The 19,908-nt window shown below is 50.7% G+C and carries 18 protein-coding genes, 1 tRNA gene and 1 pseudogene; 10 read left to right on the top strand and 10 right to left on the bottom strand.

What is annotated here, in order from left to right; all coding sequences use genetic code 11:
* Positions 1–81 precede the first annotated feature (81 nt).
* The 4 genes from BAR1_RS09230 to BAR1_RS18195 all read left to right on the top strand — a co-directional run bounded on the left by BAR1_RS09230 (position 82) and on the right by BAR1_RS18195 (position 3,009).
* Entirely contained in the window at positions 82–1,821 is a 1,740-nt protein-coding gene (locus tag BAR1_RS09230; RefSeq protein WP_162891730.1) for a tetrathionate reductase family octaheme c-type cytochrome, read from the top strand.
* On the top strand, positions 1,814–2,473 hold the full coding sequence (locus tag BAR1_RS09225; protein ID WP_118942752.1) for a cytochrome b/b6 domain-containing protein: 660 nt from the start codon (positions 1,814–1,816) through the stop codon (positions 2,471–2,473). Before BAR1_RS09230 ends, BAR1_RS09225 begins: the two co-directional genes overlap by 8 nt.
* Before the next feature lie 62 nt (positions 2,474–2,535).
* Positions 2,536–2,612, top strand: a tRNA-Arg gene (locus BAR1_RS09220).
* 184 nt (positions 2,613–2,796) lie between these two features.
* Entirely contained in the window at positions 2,797–3,009 is a 213-nt protein-coding gene (locus BAR1_RS18195) for a hypothetical protein (RefSeq protein ID WP_228408525.1), read from the top strand.
* Between the two features lie 144 nt (positions 3,010–3,153).
* On the opposite strand, the pseudogene BAR1_RS09215 reads toward BAR1_RS18195, so the two are convergent.
* From BAR1_RS09215 to BAR1_RS09200, 4 genes and pseudogenes are all read right to left on the bottom strand, one after another.
* Positions 3,154–4,143, bottom strand: a pseudogene (locus BAR1_RS09215) (recombinase family protein); the annotation flags it as partial.
* 14 nt (positions 4,144–4,157) lie between these two features.
* Complete coding sequence (locus tag BAR1_RS09210) at positions 4,158–4,487, bottom strand: hypothetical protein (RefSeq protein WP_118942751.1); 330 nt, start codon at positions 4,485–4,487, stop codon at positions 4,158–4,160.
* Between the two features lie 157 nt (positions 4,488–4,644).
* On the bottom strand, positions 4,645–5,244 hold the full coding sequence (locus tag BAR1_RS09205; RefSeq protein WP_118942750.1) for a hypothetical protein: 600 nt from the start codon (positions 5,242–5,244) through the stop codon (positions 4,645–4,647).
* A 22-nt stretch (positions 5,245–5,266) separates the two neighbouring features.
* Complete coding sequence (locus BAR1_RS09200) at positions 5,267–5,758, bottom strand: hypothetical protein (protein WP_118942749.1); 492 nt, start codon at positions 5,756–5,758, stop codon at positions 5,267–5,269.
* 68 nt (positions 5,759–5,826) lie between these two features.
* Here BAR1_RS09200 and BAR1_RS09195 point away from each other — a divergent pair, with 68 nt between their 5' ends.
* Positions 5,827–6,087 (top strand): hypothetical protein, encoded by a 261-nt coding sequence (locus BAR1_RS09195; protein ID WP_118942748.1) that lies wholly within the window; start codon positions 5,827–5,829, stop codon positions 6,085–6,087.
* Here the strand turns inward: BAR1_RS09195 and BAR1_RS09190 are convergent.
* The 6 genes from BAR1_RS09190 to BAR1_RS09165 are packed head-to-tail and all read right to left on the bottom strand — an operon-like array spanning position 6,084 to position 10,170.
* Positions 6,084–6,341 carry a hypothetical protein gene (locus BAR1_RS09190; protein ID WP_118942747.1) on the bottom strand — a complete coding sequence of 86 codons (258 nt, stop codon included), beginning with the start codon at positions 6,339–6,341 and terminating at the stop codon, positions 6,084–6,086. The genes BAR1_RS09195 and BAR1_RS09190 overlap by 4 nt on opposite strands.
* On the bottom strand, positions 6,338–7,732 hold the full coding sequence (locus tag BAR1_RS09185) for a type IV secretory system conjugative DNA transfer family protein (protein WP_228408524.1): 1,395 nt from the start codon (positions 7,730–7,732) through the stop codon (positions 6,338–6,340). The genes BAR1_RS09190 and BAR1_RS09185 overlap by 4 nt, the downstream gene beginning before the upstream one ends.
* The gene (locus BAR1_RS09180) at positions 7,725–8,081 is read right to left on the bottom strand and encodes a hypothetical protein (protein ID WP_118942745.1); all 357 of its coding nucleotides are present in this window, start codon (positions 8,079–8,081) and stop codon (positions 7,725–7,727) included. The genes BAR1_RS09185 and BAR1_RS09180 overlap by 8 nt, the downstream gene beginning before the upstream one ends.
* 15 nt (positions 8,082–8,096) lie before the next feature.
* Positions 8,097–8,786 carry a hypothetical protein gene (locus BAR1_RS09175; protein ID WP_118942744.1) on the bottom strand — a complete coding sequence of 230 codons (690 nt, stop codon included), beginning with the start codon at positions 8,784–8,786 and terminating at the stop codon, positions 8,097–8,099.
* Positions 8,783–9,781, bottom strand: a complete 999-nt coding sequence (locus BAR1_RS09170; RefSeq protein ID WP_118942743.1) for a hypothetical protein — start codon at positions 9,779–9,781, stop codon at positions 8,783–8,785. The genes BAR1_RS09175 and BAR1_RS09170 overlap by 4 nt, the downstream gene beginning before the upstream one ends.
* Positions 9,781–10,170 (bottom strand): hypothetical protein, encoded by a 390-nt coding sequence (locus BAR1_RS09165; RefSeq protein ID WP_162891729.1) that lies wholly within the window; start codon positions 10,168–10,170, stop codon positions 9,781–9,783. Before BAR1_RS09165 ends, BAR1_RS09170 begins: the two co-directional genes overlap by 1 nt.
* Before the next feature lie 177 nt (positions 10,171–10,347).
* On the opposite strand from BAR1_RS09165, the gene BAR1_RS09160 reads away from it, so the two are divergent.
* The 5 genes from BAR1_RS09160 (at position 10,348) to BAR1_RS09140 (ending at position 19,803) form a co-directional block, all read left to right on the top strand.
* Entirely contained in the window at positions 10,348–11,673 is a 1,326-nt protein-coding gene (locus tag BAR1_RS09160; protein WP_118942741.1) for a hypothetical protein, read from the top strand.
* 668 nt (positions 11,674–12,341) lie between these two features.
* Positions 12,342–12,662, top strand: a complete 321-nt coding sequence (locus BAR1_RS09155; protein ID WP_228408523.1) for a type II toxin-antitoxin system RelE/ParE family toxin — start codon at positions 12,342–12,344, stop codon at positions 12,660–12,662.
* A 16-nt stretch (positions 12,663–12,678) separates the two neighbouring features.
* Positions 12,679–12,996 carry a HigA family addiction module antitoxin gene (locus tag BAR1_RS09150; RefSeq protein ID WP_118942739.1) on the top strand — a complete coding sequence of 106 codons (318 nt, stop codon included), beginning with the start codon at positions 12,679–12,681 and terminating at the stop codon, positions 12,994–12,996.
* Between the two features lie 214 nt (positions 12,997–13,210).
* Positions 13,211–16,417, top strand: coding sequence for a helicase-related protein (locus BAR1_RS09145; protein ID WP_228408522.1), 3,207 nt, complete (start codon positions 13,211–13,213; stop codon positions 16,415–16,417).
* Entirely contained in the window at positions 16,417–19,803 is a 3,387-nt protein-coding gene (locus BAR1_RS09140) for an Eco57I restriction-modification methylase domain-containing protein (RefSeq protein WP_118942738.1), read from the top strand. The genes BAR1_RS09145 and BAR1_RS09140 overlap by 1 nt, the downstream gene beginning before the upstream one ends.
* Positions 19,804–19,908 lie beyond the last annotated feature (105 nt).

Raw genomic sequence — 19,908 nt, 5'->3', positions numbered from 1 at the left:
TCGCCTGTTATTCAATATCCTGAATGTGATTGGATAATAACCTGACTCGTTTTTACAACGGGTATGCAGGGAGGGGATGTTATGCGCTATCAACGGGTGTTGAACGGATTTGCCGCAGGATTGGCATTATTAACGTTGTCATTGGGTGCGCAGGCACAGCAATCAACCGCGCCTGATGCGCCGGAAATTCCGGTCGGGGCCACCAGCACTGCCGACCACAGCAAATTCGCCATCCTGCAACGCGATTTCACCTCTGGTCCCGAGGTAACATCGGCCTGTCTGACCTGCCACACCGAGGCAGACGACCAGATGATGCATTCAATCCACTTCACATGGGAATTCGAGAACCCGAAAACCGGCCAGTTGCTGGGCAAGCGCCATGTGATTAACTCATTCTGCGGCAATGTGGCGGGGAACGAGCCGCGCTGCACCTCCTGCCACGCCGGTTATGGCTGGGATGATATGTCCAACCCGCCACCGCGTCAGTCCACTGTGGGCACCGGTTGGGATACAACCTTGCCGCGCCCGACACCGGCCAACGGGCAGAACAATGCGGTGGACTGTCTGGCTTGCCACGACCGTTCAGGCCAGTATACCAAAGCCGCAACACTGGCGGGCCATCCGCCGCTCAACCCCATGCCCGATGGTTTGAAAACCATCACCGGTGCCAAAGCATGGGTTGTTGACCTGAAACGTGCCGCTCAAAGCGTTGGCCCGACAGGCCGCGACAACTGCGGCAACTGCCACTTTTACGGCGGGGGCGGGGATAATGTGAAACACGGTGATCTGTCCTCGGTGTTGTACAAGCCGACGAAAGAAGTGGATGTGCATATGGCGGCGGACGGGTTGAACTTTACCTGTTCCACCTGCCACGTTGCCGACCAGCACCAAATCGCCGGCAGCCGTTATGATGCGATGGCGACCGATCCCCACGGCACCGGCAAGCCCGGCGCGGCCCGCACAACGGCCACATGCGAAAGCTGCCATTCGGACCGGCCACATCCGATTGCCGCCTCGAACCCGCTTGAGGTTTTGCGCGGGGTCAAGCTGAATGACCACACCAACCGTGTGGCCTGCCAGACCTGCCACATCCCCGAATTCGCCCGCGGAGGCGTCGCCACCAAAACCCTGTGGGACTGGTCAACCGCCGGTCAACTGGACAATGGCAAGATCATCAAACGCGAGGAATACACCCAGTCGGACGGCAAGGAACTGCATACCTACCTGTCCACCAAAGGGGATTTCGAGTGGGGCGAGGACGTGGTTCCCTACTATAGCTGGTTCAACGGCAAGGTCGAATATACGATGCCTGAAACCATCATTGACCCAAGCAAACCGGTCGAGATCAACCACATCTTCGGCTCTGCCGATGACCCCGATTCACGCATCTGGCCCTTCAAGCGGATGATCGGGCGTCAAGCCTATGATGCGGGGTTCAACAAACTGGCCTATAGCCACGTCTGGGGACCGGAAACCGACACGGCATTCTGGACCAACTTTGACTGGGCCAAAGCGATCAAGGCAGGGATGAAAGCCGCCGGATCGGACTATTCTGGCGAATACGGTTTTGTCGATACGCGCATGTATTGGCCGATTGCCCATATGGTAGCGCCGGCAGAAAAGGCGCTGGAGTGCAAGGATTGCCATGCCGAAGACGGGCGTCTGGAGGGGCTGGACGGGTTCTATATGCCGGGCCGCAATCCGGTTTCAACCGCTGGAATCTTCGGAATACTGATGGTTCTGGCTGCCCTTCTGGGGGTTCTTGGTCACGGGCTGTTACGTCTGGTCAGCAACAAAAAGCAGGGGAAAAACCATGAGTAAACGTCAGGTCAAAATCTACCCGCGTTTTGAACGGATATGGCACTGGACCCAGGCTTTGCTGATCTTCGCCCTGCTTTTCACCGGCCTCGGGTTGAACGGTTTGCATCACATCCTGCCCTTCGGCCCTGCCGCGATGCTCCACAGTGCGGCGGCCATCCTGCTGCTGGTCCTGTGGATATTTGCCACCTTCTGGCTGTTCACAACCGGCACATGGCGCCAGTTTGTGCCAACGCTGGACGGGTTGTTCGGCGTCGTCCGGTATTACGCCTATGGTGTATTCAAAGGGGAACAGCCACCCTATCTGAAAATACTCTGGCGCAAACACAACCCTTTGCAATCATTGTCCTACCTTGGCCTGAAGATTGCTGTATTCCCGATGGTCTGGATCACCGGAATCCTGTATATGACCTATAATTTCTGGGAAACCGTGCCAAATGCCGGGTTCTATCTGAACATCGTAGCCAACCTGCATCTTCTGGCAGCCTATATCGTTGCCGCCTTCGTTGTCATCCATATCTATATGCTGACGATCGGTCACGGTTTTCGCGCCCATGTAAAGCCGATGATCACGGGTTACGACGAAATCGACCTGTCGCCCGAGGAAGAAGCCTATCTGGAAAAAGACGAACCCTGGCGGTTGAAAAAAAGTTAAAGCACGTCGGGGGTGCAAAACCATTTGCACCCTTGGCAACTTTGCCGTAAACCGCGCGTCAGGCACCCGTAGCTCAGCTGGATAGAGCGCTGCCCTCCGAAGGCAGAGGTCTCGCGTTCGAATCGCGACGGGTGCGCCATCTCACTTTTGTTGCTGAAAATCTCACCTAATGCCTTGAATGGTAAGGATAAATCAGGTGTTCGAAGTCCTTGATTCCGGCAGTAGGGCAAAGGCTCTACAAATGCCAGTCTAAGCACTGTTCTCTTTAGGATTAAGTCAGATTTCTTCCATATATTCCAAGGGCTTGCCAAAAACCGCATGGCGTGTTCGAACGACTCCTCAAAGGTATGCCGAGGCTTGCCGCATTGGGCCAGTTGTTCTTCGGCCACCAGTTTTTCACGCTCCAGCTTGGCAATGCGCTTTTCATAGGCGGAAACCACGGAGCTGTTGCTTGCATCAACGATACGATCAAGAAGTTGGTCGATCTGCTTTTCCAGTTGTTTGATGTTGTTTTTCAGGCCCTTGGAAGCCTCTGAGGCCTTCGCAAGGCGTATGTCCCACGCATCGCGGAACATGGCCTTCACAAGGGCGAACAGGCCCTCTGTGGGCTGTATGCTTTGCAGAACGCCTTCAAACTCACTTTCAAGCTTTTCGCGCCCGATAGATTTTCGATAGCTCGGGCAGCCTTTGGTCGGGCACAGATAATAGGGATACTTCTTGTTCTTTCCTTGCGACCAGCAAGCCGTCAGTGGTTTTTTACAGTCATTACAAAGGATGAATCCCCGCAGCGGAAAGTCGGCGTTGATATCTTTGCGCGCAGGCGCTTTGGCCGTGCCTTTCAAGCGCGTTTGAATCTTCTCAAAAGTTTCAAGGCTGATAAGACCTTCATGCTGGCCTTTGCGCAGTGAAATGTTCCATTTTGGCGCTTCAATATAACCGGCGTAGATCACCCGTGTCAGCATGTCATAGATACGTTGGTTGCGAATTTCGCCGCCAGGCAAGTCTTTGGGGAAAAGCGGTTGGCGTTCAAGAAAACGCTTTACCTCGACCTGGGTTTCAAACCGCCCAGAGGCGTAGCCTTCAAGTGCCTCTTGCAAGGAAGTGGCATTGGGCTCATCGCGCACCAGTATCTTGCCTTGGCCGCTGCTGCGTTCATAGCGGTAGCCGACAGGGGCCTGAAAAACCCAATAGCCGTTTTGGATGCGTGCCCGCATGCGATTGACGGTTTGCTCGCCGTTTTTCTGGCGCTGGTGTTGAGAGACGGATGCCAGCAGGTTTTCAACAAGCTGGGAATCTGAATCTTCCCCAAATTCAATAGACGGGCTGACAAGAATTCCGCCCGCTTTGTCGATCTTCATTCGCAGCTCGAAATGTGCCATCACACCGCGCGCAAGGCGGCTGATGTCATCTATGATCACAGCGTGGGAATCGCTTTTTCGTTTTCGTAAGTATTCCAGCATGGCCTGCATGCCCGGACGGGTTGTCAGGCTGCCTGAGCTATCATCACGGAAGACTTCTACAACCTCGTAGCCACGATATTTGGCAAAATCACGGCAGCGTGTTTCCTGGGAATTCAGACCATCGCCGTGCACAGTTTGCTTGGAACTGGACACACGGCAGTAGATAACCGCTTTGTCGATGTTTTGATCCTGAAGTCCTGTATGTTCCATTTTACCTCCACGGCCTACGGGCGCATGTCGTCCTTTTTGTTTTCTTTTTCGGGTTCGTCTGATGATACCGCATCAAACGCGCCGCTTGCGTTTTGCGTGCAGGTTCCGGCGTCTTTTCCACAGACTTCTTGCAGCGGATGCACTCCAAAACCCAATTCTACGAAGCTGACAATTATTTGCCACAGATTTTGCAGGAATTCCTCCTTCTGGGCATCCGTCATGTTCGTTTCATCAAGGTAGCCTTGATACTTTTCGACATCTACCGTCAAAACAGGCTTTGAGGATTTTTCGAAATCCACCTTAAGGCCTTCAAGGCCTGACTCGTTACTTATGCTACCATCCATATTGTCTCCTTTCGGAGGTGGGTTTTTAGGCCCAGTTTCATTGTACCACATTTTGATAAAAACCCCTAATTTCTGCGGGTTACAGAGGGTTTGGCATCATTGCCTGTGCCCTCTAGAAGGGAATGTTTTCGAGTTTGGCAAATTTTTCCCCCTTGGTTTAACGGGCCGGGTTTTGCCGCAAGGTCTGCGCTTCTATGCGCTCTTGGCGCGCGGCTTCGGCGTTGGGGCGGTGATATTTTTCTTCGAGCTTCTTTCCGGCCTCGTAAAGCGCACGCCCTTCAACCGACTGATAGCATTCGCTCATCAAGTGCTTTGCGCCGCTTTCAGTGATGCTGAGTTCGCGGGCCAGCGCGCTGCCTTCGCGGTCATAGCTCTTGTAGAAAGGCTCGGTCTTACCCTTTGAGATCGCATCCAGTGTCTGGCGCGCCGCCTGAAGGGCCTGTTCGCGGGCAGTCTCGGGAAGGTTCTTTTCATTTTCCAAGAGCGTCTCGCGTGTGGTATTCATAGTGCGGCCATAGCGGGCTTTGTAGAAGTCACGAATGATCATTTCCCCCTTCATCGCGTCAAACTTTTCTGAGCGTGCGAAGGCGTGGGCATAATCCGTCAGCGGTTCACGGAATGAGCCGGTCTTGTGGATATGGCGATCAATGATCCCGGTAAGCCCGGCGACGATATCGGCCTGGGATTCCGTCAGGTTCTGGCCGGTAAAGCTTTCCCGTGCTTTCTTGATAGTTTCGCGATTAGTTGCATCGTTCATTGTTGTTCTCCTTTCCTCCGGGTTATCGGCTCCATGAGCGAACGCGGCGCTCCATACCGGAGCGTCGATCCACGGCTTTTTGAAAGTCCTTGATCGGTTTTTCGCGCTGCACCGAGCGCTTTTGTGCCTTGCTCAGCATGGAGCGCAGTACATCGCCTTCGCGCTGATCAATCTGCGCAAGGTCGTTGTTATGCGCCCCGCGCACATTCATTTGTGCGCGCCGGTTTATTTCACCTTTGTCGAACGCATCGGAGCCAAAAACTTTGTAAACCAAACGGCGTTTGACCGATCCGGCCTCATTGATCAGGCGGCGCTGCGCCTTGGCGAAACGGTGAGGATATTCGAGCTCATAGGCCCGTTTGACATAGCGGCGTTCACCGTCGAATTTTTCCGCCTGCTTTTTATATGCCGCCCATTCTTCCTGGCCTAAAATCTTGGCTGCTTCTCGGCGCAGATCAAACAGATCGCCGCGCGGTTTGAACAGGTCTTTGACTTCTTTGGTCAGGCTGGTCATCGCAAAATCCCTGCATCTGGAGCAGAAATTTGCGCGGAGCAAATCCGATCTGATAGGATCACTCCACTATGACATTCAAAGGATTCAAAGACATAGATGAAATCGTAGAATGGCTTGAGCCAATGGATTACGAAACGTTTTGGAAGGAAATAAAACCCTTCTGCCTGATCTTGCTCACCCGTGAAAAATGCGACCGCGACATTGCCAGCGGCGCAACGGATGAAGAGACCGTGCTTTATGTGATGAAGAATTTCGTTAGGATGGAACTGGCCAAGATTTTGAAGCTTGAATGGCGCGATCCCTTGATGCAATCGACAGCGGTTCATTAGCGTGGCTCCTCTTTGAAGAAGTGTGCCCAGGCGCATCGCCCGGCGTTAGCAGGACGTTCAATCTGACCATATGGGCCAATGAAGCGGCACTGGGTGTAATAGCGGCGCGCAAACGGGTCCGATCCTTGACCTTGGTCAACCCATGAATAGGACCAGATCACATGCGGCAGGCCGATCAGTTGATAGGTCAGCCACAGGCCCGCAGGCACGATGATCCAAATGAAATAGCCGAGTTTGAAAAAGCGCGGTTTCATTGCCGGTGCGCCTTTTTAATTTCAATGCTGACTTTCGGATCGGGCGGTAGTTGCGGCCCCTCAAGCGGGTTGTCGGCAAGCTCGCCATGACAAAACGGGGCGATCTGGTGCTGGGCAACCTTGTTGCACAATATCCAGCCGACATTTTTCACATGAATAAGCTGTTCATCCGGGCGCATGCGCATCAGGCGCTCGGCTGAAATCAGGCGGTCCTTGCCGGTGCCGATGTTGGAAGTGTAGTCAAGGCTGGCGCTGCTCAAACCCATGCTGTGCTGCTGGGTTAGCGTCTCGCCAATGGCGCGGGAAATGCGCTCGCATTCTTCGAATGAAGAAAAGCCGAAATACTGTTTGATAATGGCGTTTTCTTCGATTGTCGCCGTTTCTTTTTCGGAATAGGCACGCTGAATTTCAGAGCGTGACTGGGCGATGAAATGAAGGTTTCCGCCATAGCCCCTAATGACTGTCATTGCAGAAATCAAAGATTTCAGCGGGGCATTGGTGGCCTCATCGAGGATGAAATCCACCTTTGCGTCAGCCCCGGAAAGAACCGCATCGGTAAAGGATTGCAGGTGCAGCGCGTAATGCGGACCCAGGCGGGCCATATGGCGTTGCGGCCCAACGATGAAGATTACATAGCGCTCTTTGAGCAGTTGTTCATGGGTGAGTGCAGCTTTGCGCCCTGCATTATGCAGCGGGCTTGCCGCGCTATATATTCGCAGGGCTTTAAGGGCGGCAGAGCGGTGCTGGCCCCAATGCTCTTTATTGTGGCGCTCCATATCCAGAATATCCGCGCCAAGCGCGCGCAGATTGGCATCATCTTCTTCAACCGCAATGCGCGCGGCGCTCAGCAACAGCTCCGGGTCCGCCAGCATTGACCAGACCCCGCCCGGCACAGCCAGATGCAAGTCTCGGGACGCAAGGGCATAAATGCAAAACTCCAAAAGAAGGCGTGGCCAATCCCTGAAATACTGGTTCTTGGCATCATTGGGCGGCTCAGGGATAAGCGCGTGCGCGGCATTATCCATGGCAAAAACCAATTCGCCACTAGCTTCAATTCCTGCGGCTTGAAAGATGCTGCCAAACGGAGACAGCGAAATTCGGAAGGGGCAATCCGCCCCCAAAACTGAAAAATCATCGATCACCGCCACTTTGCGCCCATATCTTTGGCACAAGGCGGCAAGCTGGCGTGCAATCTCGCCATCCTTGCAATCATTAACAACAATGGCGCGGGTCGTATCGGCAAGTAGTGACAAAATCCAGGGAATGGCCCCGCAGGTGGTTTTACCGCCCCCGGCGGCAGAAAGAAGCATACTGTGAGAATCCTTTGGGGAGAAGATCGGCCTGCTGTCTTTCTTATTGATCCCCAATAGGCGTTTAACCGGCTTAGTCATCGAACATCCCCGCATCTTCCATGACATTGTCATTGGCCAGATCAGATTGGACCGGCGCGCGGGCGGTGGCGCTCAGGCGGGCAAGCTCTTTTTCGCGGGCGTAGAGTTTTACCATCGCTTTGATGGCCTCAAAGAACTTGCCTGCGGCGGCTACTGCCAAGACAAGGCTGATCATTCCCAGGCCCCACCACTCAAGCGAAGACGGCCAGAGCCACCAGGCACAGGCACCAAAAACAAAGGCCTGCAGGAACTTGCCATTGACCTTGATGATGGCCCCAAGCGATAGCCCGGCGCGGGCCGGGCTAGCCTGCGCCCGCTTATTGCGCTTTCTTTTCACTATGCGTTTCAACAGCGCGCCCCTTTTTTAAAAATTGTAGAAACTGCCCATGACGCGGACCGCGTCAGCGCCTGCAGCGCCGAGGAATGCTTCCCATTGGGGGATAAGGCGGCCTGCCAGACCTTCGGCGCTCATGGTGCCTTTGACTTGGCCAACACCAAGCATCTCTATCTGACATCCGCTCAAGAATTCTTCACTTGGCATCGGCAGTCTCACAGCGCCGCTCATCAGCCCTGGGCCATCGACTGCAGCACTCCATTCAATCCCATCGGTGAACATGATGACGCGGGTTTTTCCGCGCGCGCAGACAGGCTCAAGGGCATGAAGAAACTCGATGATCGAGGTGGAGTTTTGCGGGGTCAGATCACCGCTTTGCACCAGACCTGGCAGCGCGCGAAAATACGCGCTGAACTGGGAAGATAAGGCGCGCGCGTTTGATCCTCGGCGCTCAGTGACCATCGCCTTGATGTTGATCAGGCGGTGCGCCTGACCGGGCTCGCCAAAAGACAGCATCCAAATCCGGTGCGGGTTGTCGAGACCGGCGATGTAGCCTCCGACATACTCGGCGGTTTCATCGGCAACGATCTGATCGAACAGATGGCCGACCGAGCCTGAAATATCCACTGCGAACATCGTCGAGTTTACATCCTCTTGCCCTGAGGCAGCAGATGCGGCCACCAGAAAGCTGGCGGCAAGAAGGCTGGATTTGAGTTTCATTTTTCATCTCCTTTTTCTGGAAGGCCGGTTAGGATGCGCAGCAGGTTGTGAATGCGCATTTGGTCCATCATGTCGGCCATGTGGCGGCAAAAGCTCTCTTCGTCCTCGAACCGGTTTGGGATGCTCTGGGCATCGGCGTCGTGAAAGGCTGCAGCCAGCGGGTCATCCATCCGAGACGGGTCAAATTTCCGGCGCGCAGCAGCCAGTTTGGCCTGGGATATTTTCCAGCAGGCATGAAACGCGACGCGAGCGAATTTGTGCTTGAGATCAAGCGGCAGCTTCCAGCGCGCCGCATCATCGTCGATTTGCAGGGCGCGGAAGATGGTCATTTCGTCTTTGATCAATTCAACGGTGGATTTCAGTTTCCTGGGTGTCGGCGGCGTTTGGGTCAGCAGGTTGAAGGCCTGCAAAGCCCGCCCCAGGCAAAAAGAGGCAAAATAGATCGTGATGATCATGCCGAACGACAGGCCAAGAAACAGCAGGCCGTTGGGGATCGTGCTTATCCAGGAGGCAATGCCGGTTGATGCTTCGGGCTGAGTATCGACCAAGCGATTTCCCAGCATGCCCGTGGGGCCGGTTGCAACTATTGATACTGCATCGCGCGCCGCCTGCCAGGCAGAAAACCCAACCATCAACGACATACCGAGCGCAAAAAGCAAAATGCCGATCCCGCTCAGCTTTTTCAGCCACATCTCTGTAAAATGGTCGCCCTCATAGTGAATTTTCACATGCGCTGCGAAAATCACCGTCGGCACCATCAGCGCGAACGCCGCGCCCGAGATAACCTTGCCGAGAATTTCAACGCTGATAATTGAAAACATCAATGTGGCGAACAGGGTTTCGCCGATCAGAAGAACAAAAAAGATGATTGCGAACAAACCGCCGACAAAAACGGCCACCCGCCTGCGGTGGGTTGTCATTCGCATGTCATGTTCAAGGGCGCTTAAGACAATCCAAAGCTTGTCCTGACCGTTTGGCGTGCGCAAAACCGGCATTAGAATTCTCCTTTCTTTTCGATGAAACGATCAAGTTCGAGCCGGTGCTTTGCCGCTGCCCGTTCGACCATGTCGGGGGCAAGCGATTGCACCTGCGCAAACAGGGCAGCTATTTTGGAAAAATGCTTGGCCATCACCTGGCGGCGCTGATCAAACGGCGCGTTCAGCTCGTCGCAATAAAGATCAAATGCGAGAAGGATCACCTCTTCGGCAGGCGCGAGCGAGTTTTCTTTCAGCGAGGCTGTCAGAACCTTTTCCCATTCGGGCGCTTGCCGCCGTGTCACGATCTTTGCCTCGGGCAGGGCCCTTGGCATTGGCGCGTGACCCGATACGGTTTTCTTCTTTTTCTTGCGTCTAAAAAGTTTCAGGGCAGATATGATAGAAAACATCGCTCTATGTTCCCTCGAAATATTGACAGTTCAGTGGCGTCCAAAGCACTTTAAACGTTGGTTGTGCCGATGTTTCCTCACGGATTCCTCACAGCCAAAGATTGTTGTTGATATGGGGTAGCCTTTGGCTTGGGTGAAAGCGGAGACTATGCGGCAATGCATGAATAGGTAGTTTGAATGGAATATGATGCTAACACAAAGAAGGGTGAATTCTCTCAACGGCAGCTTGCATTGTTAGCCCGTGGCATAAGATGGTACAGGGAGGCTTTCAGGTCCGATAGCCGCCCGCGTTCGTGGATCAAGATTGCGGAAGACATCTTAACCTGGGAAGGGGCCTCGGCATACTTTCCAGAAATTGACTCTTCTAAGATCATAACTGGACCCATCGGAAAAAAAGCCGATAGCGGTTGGCCCTTAAGTGGTCAAACGCTTGAACGGTGGATTATTGGTATGGCTGGTCCGGGTGGGCATAAAAGATATACGAGACCTGAACATCATAAGCTCGTCGCAATTTCTGAATTTCTGATTGCTAACCGCTTTGTCGTTCGAGATCAGCTACTTCCAGCTGGTGATTTTTTAGCTCTCGTTGAGGCTCTATCACCTTGGACTGGCAAAGATACTTTTGCCGCAAAAGAACTTTGCCTCTGTTCACCCGTAGAAACTCTTAGAACGACAAAAAAAAGCTACGTGCTTGAGGTATTGGAGTTTAATCGGATAAACGATTCTGCCAGTCTTAGGGTTGATATCAGTGAGCAATGGTATTTCACGTCTCTTTTTCCCGATGCACACAGCGTATTTGCCATGTGGCAGAAAAAGAGACCTTACAGGAAGAAACGTTTTTTTGGTGTTTGTGCTCCAATTGCGAGTGGCTTGAGCATTCAATTCTTCTTGCCTGAGCATAAACGCTATGATGATAGCTTTTGTTCGGTTTTAAGAAAAAAATGTACTTTTGAGCTTAATCATATGCCGGAAAACAGAGGAGAATTTACGTTAAACAGATTGCAAGATAGTGCCGTCATGATCAATCAATTAGTAGATAAGGAAATCGACGTAAGTTTGACATCACACTTCTTTTCAGAGCCTTCACGAAAAGACAAAATTTTAACCTCTGGCGGAGCGTTCAGGTCAAAAATTGGCTCGAAGAAGCCTTCTGCGGATAATGTGTTGTGGGAGAAATTGCAACTCAATATGAGGCTGTATGGGGCGGTTGAGGAAGGTGAAGCGGAAAAGGCTGCTGAGGCTTTAGAAAACGGCGCGAATGCTAATTTCTTCCATTGGACATCCCCAGGATGCGTACTGCACAATGCTGCGGTTAACTGCTGTTGGGATGTAGTGAAAATTCTCCTATCTGTGCCCGATATTGATCCATTGGTGGAGGATCATGATGGCGCATATCCCTCTGATCTCGCAACAGCAGATTCGGACCTAGCAGACGAGTTGTTTTTTTCGGAGCTCTCTGCAGCCCGCTCTACCGGACGAGTTTATAGAGGGCATAGACTTTGAGCGCTTAGTGGGAGAATTTGCTTTACAGGCTTAGTAGTAATTTCTTAAGGAACAGCACCTTTAGCACTGCAGAACAGAGCTTTAGTGGACAGCTAATCTGCAGAGATTTGGGTTGAAAAATCTTGATAGAGCCCGATTCTACCACTATTTCACAGTCGCAAGATGTGTTTTGTAGTACAAAACTATCTTGGCAAGGTGGCCCGCTGCGCGCCCCCGTTGCATCCCCCAGGCCGTGGCTCTTTCAAGGGCGTTGAACCCGTTTCAGAGCCAATAGACCGTATCGCCGGTCAAACACTCGCGGGAGACTTCGTTCTCCCTGCACCCATCGATCCTTTCAGGAGGATCGGGGGCTATCGCGCCCCCTGAACCCACTCGCACCGTTTGGCCGTTGCCGCGCCAATCAGGGGAGCGTTGCTGCTGCCCCCGATACCCCCATGACCATTTCATGGAGACCAACCCTGCGCGGTTTGGATGCCGCCAGCTTGCCGAAGATGGACCACTCCCAGGGGCCTTTTGCCGCCCCTGAGACCCAGCTCGTCAGGCATGGAGAAGTGCCTCTCCCCCAACACCCAGCCATGCACAATCCTACCGCCAGATTGATCCGCGCCATTTTATAGGAATCAAGAAAATACCCGTTGCGTATTTGAGGGTGAAGATAGTCTTGACGCTTGACGTATTCCGTCATTGCTGTTATATTGATAGCAATGATACAGGGCTATCGAGACAAAAAGACTGAAAATTTTGCAGGCGGTAAGTTCGTAAAATCGTTCCAGGGGTTTGAAGCCCAGGCTGCAAAGCGACTGGCGATCCTGAACGCGGCTCCTGCACTCGATACCTTGCAAGCATTACCAAGCAACAGATTGGAAGCGCTACGCGGGGACAGGTCGGGGCAGTATTCCATTCGCATCAATCAGCAATGGCGTATTTGTTTCGAATGGTCAGAAGGCCAACCTGGACCATCAAATGTTGAAATCGTGGACTACCATTAAGGAAAGGAGGTTCCACATGTATATGAGAACTGTTCATCCCGGCGTTATCCTTAAGGACGAGCTGGAAGAAATAGGCATCACGCCGACCGAGTTTGCACGCCAGATCGACGTGCCACCCAACCGCGTCAGCCAGATTATTTCTGGCAAGCGCAGCGTAACAGGCGACACCGCGCTTCGGTTCGGGCACTGGTTTGACACTGATCCGCAGTTTTGGATCAATCTACAGGCGCAGTATGAGCTTGCCGTAGCGGGCAAAGAAACCGGTGATGTTATCAAGCGCTTGCCGACAAAGGCGACCTTACCGCCTCAAGCAGAGCAGCCAAGGTTAGTTTAATGTTCGGCGCTAAGCATGGTTGCATGCAAAATGTGTGTTGTGGATAGCTCTCCCTTAGCGCGTTTTGCGAGTGCATCACTCGTAAGCGGCTGTTACTATTTGAAAAGCTAAGAATTCGGACTGAATGAGGGGAAACAGGCATGATCTCAAGGGCAGTATGCATGGCAACAGATTCTCACTCATTTGAAGTTCAGTTCAATCGAATGGGTATGCATTGAAACAAAATACAACAATAACTAACAATGATCTAACGTTCATTACGAACGATGAAGCGGGCAATCTGAGAGATAGGTTTGCAACACTCATCAAGGCAACCCAGTATTTTGATGTTCTGGTTGGCTACTTTTACACAAGTGGCTTTCACGCAATGTACCCTTCACTTGAAGGTACAGATCGCATTCGAATCTTAATCGGTATCAGCACAAACCGAGAAACGTATGACCTCCTTCAGAGGATACAGTCCCATAAGGAGACCCGTGACCAGTTTTCAAATGCCGTGAAGGAGGAGATGGAGCTCTCGGAAAATGAACTTCATGTCGAAGTCGGAGTGAAGAAATTTCTCGAATGGCTAAAGTCGGGAAAGCTCGAAATTCGCGCCTATCCAGAGGAGAAGATTCACTCAAAACTTTACGTGATGGGCTTTAAAGAAGGCCAGATGGACATGGGTCGGGTGATCACCGGGTCAAGCAACTTTACGAGAAATGGCTTGGTCGAGAATCTCGAGTTTAACGTGGAGTTGAAAAACCGATCAGATTATGAATTTGCCCGAGATAAATTCGAAGAGCTTTGGGCAAAGGGGGTCGATGTCAGCGATAAGTACGTCGAGACCATTCAGAAGGACACTTGGCTAAGAGAAGATATCAGCCCGTACGAGCTTTACCTAAAATTTCTCTATGAATATTTTAGGGAAGAAATAAACGAAGAGGCCCTCGACCACCGCTATCGGCCAGAGAACTTCAAGGAGCTGAAGTATCAGGACCATGCGGTTATCAACGCTCGCAAGATCGTCGATGAATACGGCGGCGTATTTTTGTCGGATGTTGTGGGTCTAGGTAAGACCTTCATGGGAACGATGTTGTGCCAAGAACTGAACCGACGAGTTCTTGTCTTAGCACCGCCCCATTTGATTGACGAAGACAACCCAGGAAGCTGGGAGAACGCTTTTAGAACCTTTGGATTTAGGGCTCGGGATTACACTTGCCGGTCCGTCGGAATTCTCGACCGAATAATCCGCAAGAATGAGCACCAGGACTATGATGTAGTACTCATTGATGAGGCACATCGGTTTCGCTCTGAAGAAACAGATACCTATGCAAAGCTTGCAGAAATATGTCGGGGTAAGAAGGTGATTTTGGTCACGGCAACACCGTATAACAATAAGCCAAGTGACCTACTGGCTCAGATCAAATTGTTCCAGAAAACGCGGCAAAGCACGATCCCCAACCTTCCGGACCTTGAAGGCTTTTTCAAGAGTCTCGAGCGCAAGCTCAAGGGCTTGGATCGCCAAGCAGATAAGAAAGAATATATTGCGGCTACGAAGGAGAACGCAGCACTCATCCGAGACCGAGTTCTGAAGCACCTGATGGTGCGCCGAACCCGTAAAGAAATCACGGAATATTACGGTGATGACCTCCGGCAGCAGGGAATGAGTTTTCCTGAAGTGGCTGAACCCCAACCAATTTTCTATGAGTTCAACCCAGAAGAGGATCGCATCTTCTTCCGTACCATAGAGCTCGTGACGCAAGACTTCATGTATGCGCGTTACACGCCAATGCTCCACTATAAGGGGAGTATGACAGCCATGGAGCGTCAAAGTCAGCAGAACATGATGAAGTTCATGAAAATGCTTCTGATTAAGCGACTTGAGAGTAGTTTCTTTGCATTCACGCAGACTCTAGACCGCTTTATCGCATCTTATGATCGCTTCATCCGAGAGTTTGAGGATGGAACCGTCTACGTCAGCGCGAAACACACGCAGAAGATTTTTGAGTATCTTGAACGCGGTGACCTAGATGGCGTTGACCGGCTCGTGGAAGAAGGAAAGGCCGAGAAATTTCCGGCTGATGAGTTTGATGATAAGCTGAAGCTGGAGCTTCAAGCTGATCGGCATATCCTGCAAGAAATCAAGGATATGTGGAAAACCGTCAAAAGAGACCCCAAGATACTCGCGTTTAAGGATGCACTGAAAAAGGAAACGCCAATTCATGACGGAAAGTCGATCATCTTTTCAGAGTCCAAGGAAACAGCGGAATACCTCAAGGCACAACTCCAAGATGAATTCGCAGGGCAGATTGTCTGCTTTACTAGCTCCAACTCCGCTTCTGACCGAGAAGAAGTCATCGCGAACTTCGACGCTAACGCGAAGCACCCAAAAGATGACTTTAAACTACTCATCACGACCGATGTGCTTGCTGAAGGTGCCAACCTTCACCGCGCAAACGTGGTTATTAACTATGATATCCCGTGGAACCCGACGCGCATCATGCAGCGGGTAGGGCGGATCAACCGCGTAGATACAAAACACGAGAAGATACACACCTACACATTCTTCCCGACAGATCAGTCAAACGATCATATTAAGTTAAAGGAAGCCGCTGAAGCGAAGATTGCGGCTTTCATCTCTCTTCTCGGGGCTGATGCTCGCTTGCTAACTGATAGTGAGGAGTTAGAGGCACATAGTCTCTTTAGCCAACTTCTATCTAAAGAGACCATCGAAGGAGGGGACGAGCCAGAGAGTGAACTCAAGTACCTTCAAGAGATACGTCTTGTTCGAGACGAGAACCCATCGCTCTTTGAGAAGGTGAAACGTCTCCCGAAGAAAGCTCGCACAGCTCGAAAATCAAAAGGTTCTGTTTCCAACCTGTTGACCTATTTCCGCAAGGGGAAACTTCAGAAATTTTTCCTAGTCAGCGCGGATGATATCAATGTGGCAGAAGAGCTCGACTTCATTCAAGCAGCCCATGCTTTCAAAGCAGATGCTCAAGAGAAAAGGTCGAAGCTTGATAAAACCTTCTACTCGCTTCTTGAGAAAAATTCGCAGATGCTTACTCGATCAACCGAAATAGAAGAAGAGGAGTTCTCGACTAAACGTGGAAGCAGAGACAACGCTGCGCGGCTTTCGAAAATGCTGAAAGCAAAGCAAGTGCGGAATTTTCAGGGCTTCACAGAGGATGATGAGGAGTACATTTCGAATGTCATTTCTGAGCTTGATGCTGGTGGGATTCCAAAGAAAATCTCGCAGAGAATTTTTGCGAAGGTCGAGAATACCCCAGAGCTCTTGGTGAACCCACTGAAGCTTTTAACCCTCCTGAAGCTAGAGCTCCCAATGGCCTTCTTGCAGCCAAACCAAGCCGAGCAAGGGCAGGGTAGGGGTGCAGCCAAAGAGATCATACTTTCTGAATATTTTAACGCGGTAGAATAATGAACAAAGCTGAAGCAATTTCACTCGTACAAGGCGCATTTGAAGCAGACTACTCCGCCGAGTATTTTGTTCGCTTTATCAGCAACCTTTTCAAGGGCGAGTATACCCCTCTCGATAAGCGCCGTGATGGGCAGTACGTTCGAGAGGCATTTCGCGCTTTCGTTCAAGGATACCTAATTCTTGGGACGTATCAGGACGCCGAAGGAACAAGTCTCGACATCCTTGAGGTGACGCTTCAGCGCGAAAGCTCGCTTGATCGAGCTCGGACCGCGCAGAGGAACTTTATCGCTGACTACCTGAAGAAGAACGGTCGAGATGCTGCGCTTGTTGCTTTTCTCTCGCCTGATCAACATGACTGGCGCTTCTCACTCGTGAAGCTCGAGTATTCTCTCGAGGTCAAGGACGGAAAGCTAAAGACGGAAGAGGAGCTAACGCCCGCGAAACGTTGGTCGTTCCTTATTGGGCGTCATGAGGGGAGCCACACCGTACAAAGCCGCTTCGTCTCCCTGCTCCAGGATAGCCAAAAGCCGCTTCTGAAAGAGCTGGAAGAGGCTTTCAATATCGAGAGCGTCACCGATGAGTTCTTCAAGAAATACTGCGAGCTCTTTTTCCGAATGAAGGAGTCACTCGACAAGCTTGTGGAAGGCGATCCAGCCATCAAAGCTGACTTCGAAGCGAAAGAGCTTACTACCGTTGATTTTGCCAAGAAGACGCTTGGGCAGATGGCATTCCTCTACTTCCTCCAAAAGAAAGGATGGTTCGGTGTTGCTCCAGGAAAGCCTTGGGGAACCGGACCAAAAGACTTTTTGAGGCAGCTATTTGGTCGCCGCGAGAAGTATGGAAAAAACTTCTTTGATGATGTGCTGGAGCCGCTTTTCTACGAAGCGCTTGCCCAGGATAGAGGTGTAGAGGCTATCTACCCGCGCCTTAACAACTGCCGGATGCCGTTTCTGAACGGTGGTCTCTTCGAACCTATGAACGGCTACTCATGGGAGACAACGAACATCCGTCTTCCTGATGAGCTTTTTTCAAATTCGAACCGCACCGCTGAAGGGGATGCGGGCGACGGAATCCTTGATATCTTCGACCGTTACAACTTCACGGTAAACGAGAACGAGCCGCTCGAAAAAGAGGTGGCTGTTGATCCTGAGATGCTCGGTAAGGTCTTCGAAAATCTACTGGAAGTGAAGGATAGAAAGAGTAAGGGGACGTTCTATACACCACGAGAAATCGTTCACTATATGTGCCAAGACAGCCTTATAAACTATCTGTATCATTCCCTTCGTAAAGAGATACGAAGAGAATATCTTGAAGTTCTAATTTTCAGAGGTTCAAGAGTAATCGAAGTTGATTCCATAGTAATCGAACGCGGTAGAGAAACAGACACATACAAATTTATGCTTCCTGAAAGTATCAGAGCAAGAGCAAGAGACGTCGATCAAGCGCTTTCTGATGTAAAGGTTTGCGACCCTGCCGTCGGTTCAGGGGCATTTCCTCTTGGGATGCTAAATGAGATAGTTCAGGCTAGGGAGGTTTTAGGCGTTCATCTCGGTAGAGAGCGAAATCCCTATAAACTCAAGCTCCATAGTATTTCACATTCAATACATGGAGTTGATATTGATCCCGGTGCCGTAGAGATTGCAAAGCTTAGGCTTTGGCTTGCTTTGGTCGTTGATGAAGATGAGCCGCACCCTTTGCCAAACCTAGACCACAAGATAATGCAGGGAAACAGCCTTCTGGAAGACTATGAAGGTATTGAGTTATTCGACGAAAGCATCTTAACAAAAACGGACTCCAAAGGGGCTGAACAGCTAGCATTTGGTTTCGATAAAAAGCTCATCCAAGTAAAGATGGATGAGTTAAACCGCTGCATTGAAGAATTTGTTACCGAAGCTCAAAGGTCAAAAAAGCAAAGCCTCAAGGCACGTATTGACAACCTAAAATGGGAGCTGATTGAGGCCACTCTGCTTGAGAACAGAATGAATGGAAAGCTCGAGGAGGTTGCAAGGCTAAGAAAACATAATATCAGACCATTCTTTGTCTGGAAGTTGGAGTTTTCAGAAGTCTTCCAGGATAAAGCCGGTTTTGATATTGTAATAGCCAATCCACCATATCTCGAGTCTCGATCCAAAGAATTTAGTGATAAAGATAAAGTTCAATTTCAGGCACATCTTAAAAAGATGTGGGGTCAGAGCTCCAGTCTGATCCCGCGTGGTTCAGACCTCATGATGTATTTCTACCCAAAAGCACTAGAGATTCTGAATGCAACCGGTAGCGCATGTTTTATCACGGAAAACTCGTGGTTGGACACAGATTATGGAGATAAATGTCAGGAATTCCTACTTAAGAAGTCCAATTTTAGAGCCGTAGTTGATAGCAAGTATAAGTATTTCTCGGGGGATGGGGGGCCAAACATCAACACCGTAATATCTATGTTTTCGCGACCTAATACCAAGAGTGTTGGCGGGCTTCGCTTGATACACGTTGATGATAATATAGCAAATATTGGACACTCCCTTTCATCTTTGCAGAGCACTGACGATCCGAGAATTGATCTTAGATATTACGCTAAGGACGATAAAACAATCCTGCTTAACAAGTGGGGGTTTCTCTACCGTCTTCCGATCTGGATGCCAGACGTAATCCTTAAGCTCCAGGCTCAGGTTTTAAATGAACGGAGTGCTTTGAATTTCGGTCAAGGCCTGAACATAACAGCTGACCACGCAATTCCGAGAAAAGACCTTCTTGTGCTAGGATTAGAAGAGGAATGGTGTGTTCCGTTCTTCCGCAAAAAGAACTCTTTCGTCATCACAGTAACTGAAGATGTTCTTGTTGACTTGAAGTACATTTCTTCGTCAGTGAAGAATTCACTAGATGAAAATGGGCACAAGGGGATTGATTTCACTAAAACTAGAAAAGTTCCGGCAAAGTTTGTGCTCCCTAGAGGTATTGGAAGGCATTTCTGTGCGATGAATGAGTGCTCAACGTATACTCATAGCTACGTTGAGATTTATCCTCAAGGCTTGACTGAAGAAGAAGAGCTTGCTGTTTGGGCTTATTGCAATTCCTCACTTTTCTGGTTTCTTAGGGAGCTGTCTGGTCGCACCAACCTTGGTGGGGGTATGTTGAAATCCGAAGCTACAGATGTAGCAAGATTACCATTTCCTTATAAAGTCATTGCCCCATTTGCGTCGGAAATTTTGAAGATAAAGGCAATGCTGGAAACAAGACCGCCGCTAGGAACGTTGGCTGAAGTTTCGACGAATGAGCATGAGCAGATAGACGAAATTGTTCTGGGAGCTCTCGGGCTCTCTGACCTGTCCAAAAGGATCAAAGAAGGTCTGATTTCTTCAATCCAGTACAGGGAAGAAAAATCGCGCAGTTAATTCCCATAAACTATACTTTGTGGAACTAGGGCAGGGGTCGGTTTCGTCGGGCTCAAAGTTCGTTTCACATCTGTTTTCCATAATCTTTAAAGATTGTGGAGAAAA

Source organism: Profundibacter amoris (assembly GCF_003544895.1).
Taxonomy (GTDB): Bacteria; Pseudomonadota; Alphaproteobacteria; order Rhodobacterales; family Rhodobacteraceae; genus Profundibacter; species Profundibacter amoris.
This window is presented reverse-complemented; position numbering and strand designations above follow the sequence as displayed.

Bases quoted from the DNA above. Each gene is read 5' to 3' on its own strand.
- BAR1_RS09185 (WP_228408524.1), bottom strand. From the start codon at position 7,732: ATGACTAAGCCGGTTAAACGCCTATTGGGGATCAATAAGAAAGACAGC.
- BAR1_RS09195 (WP_118942748.1), top strand. From the start codon at position 5,827: ATGACATTCAAAGGATTCAAAGACATAGATGAAATCGTAGAATGGCTT.
- BAR1_RS09165 (WP_162891729.1), bottom strand. From the start codon at position 10,170: ATGTTTTCTATCATATCTGCCCTGAAACTTTTTAGACGCAAGAAAAAG.
- BAR1_RS09205 (WP_118942750.1), bottom strand. From the start codon at position 5,244: ATGAACGATGCAACTAATCGCGAAACTATCAAGAAAGCACGGGAAAGC.
- BAR1_RS09230 (WP_162891730.1), top strand. From the start codon at position 82: ATGCGCTATCAACGGGTGTTGAACGGATTTGCCGCAGGATTGGCATTA.
- BAR1_RS09200 (WP_118942749.1), bottom strand. From the start codon at position 5,758: ATGACCAGCCTGACCAAAGAAGTCAAAGACCTGTTCAAACCGCGCGGC.
- BAR1_RS09225 (WP_118942752.1), top strand. From the start codon at position 1,814: ATGAGTAAACGTCAGGTCAAAATCTACCCGCGTTTTGAACGGATATGG.
- BAR1_RS09210 (WP_118942751.1), bottom strand. From the start codon at position 4,487: ATGGATGGTAGCATAAGTAACGAGTCAGGCCTTGAAGGCCTTAAGGTG.
- BAR1_RS09190 (WP_118942747.1), bottom strand. From the start codon at position 6,341: ATGAAACCGCGCTTTTTCAAACTCGGCTATTTCATTTGGATCATCGTG.
- BAR1_RS09170 (WP_118942743.1), bottom strand. From the start codon at position 9,781: ATGCCGGTTTTGCGCACGCCAAACGGTCAGGACAAGCTTTGGATTGTC.
- BAR1_RS09160 (WP_118942741.1), top strand. From the start codon at position 10,348: ATGGAATATGATGCTAACACAAAGAAGGGTGAATTCTCTCAACGGCAG.
- BAR1_RS09175 (WP_118942744.1), bottom strand. From the start codon at position 8,786: ATGAAACTCAAATCCAGCCTTCTTGCCGCCAGCTTTCTGGTGGCCGCA.
- BAR1_RS09150 (WP_118942739.1), top strand. From the start codon at position 12,679: ATGTATATGAGAACTGTTCATCCCGGCGTTATCCTTAAGGACGAGCTG.
- BAR1_RS09140 (WP_118942738.1), top strand. From the start codon at position 16,417: ATGAACAAAGCTGAAGCAATTTCACTCGTACAAGGCGCATTTGAAGCA.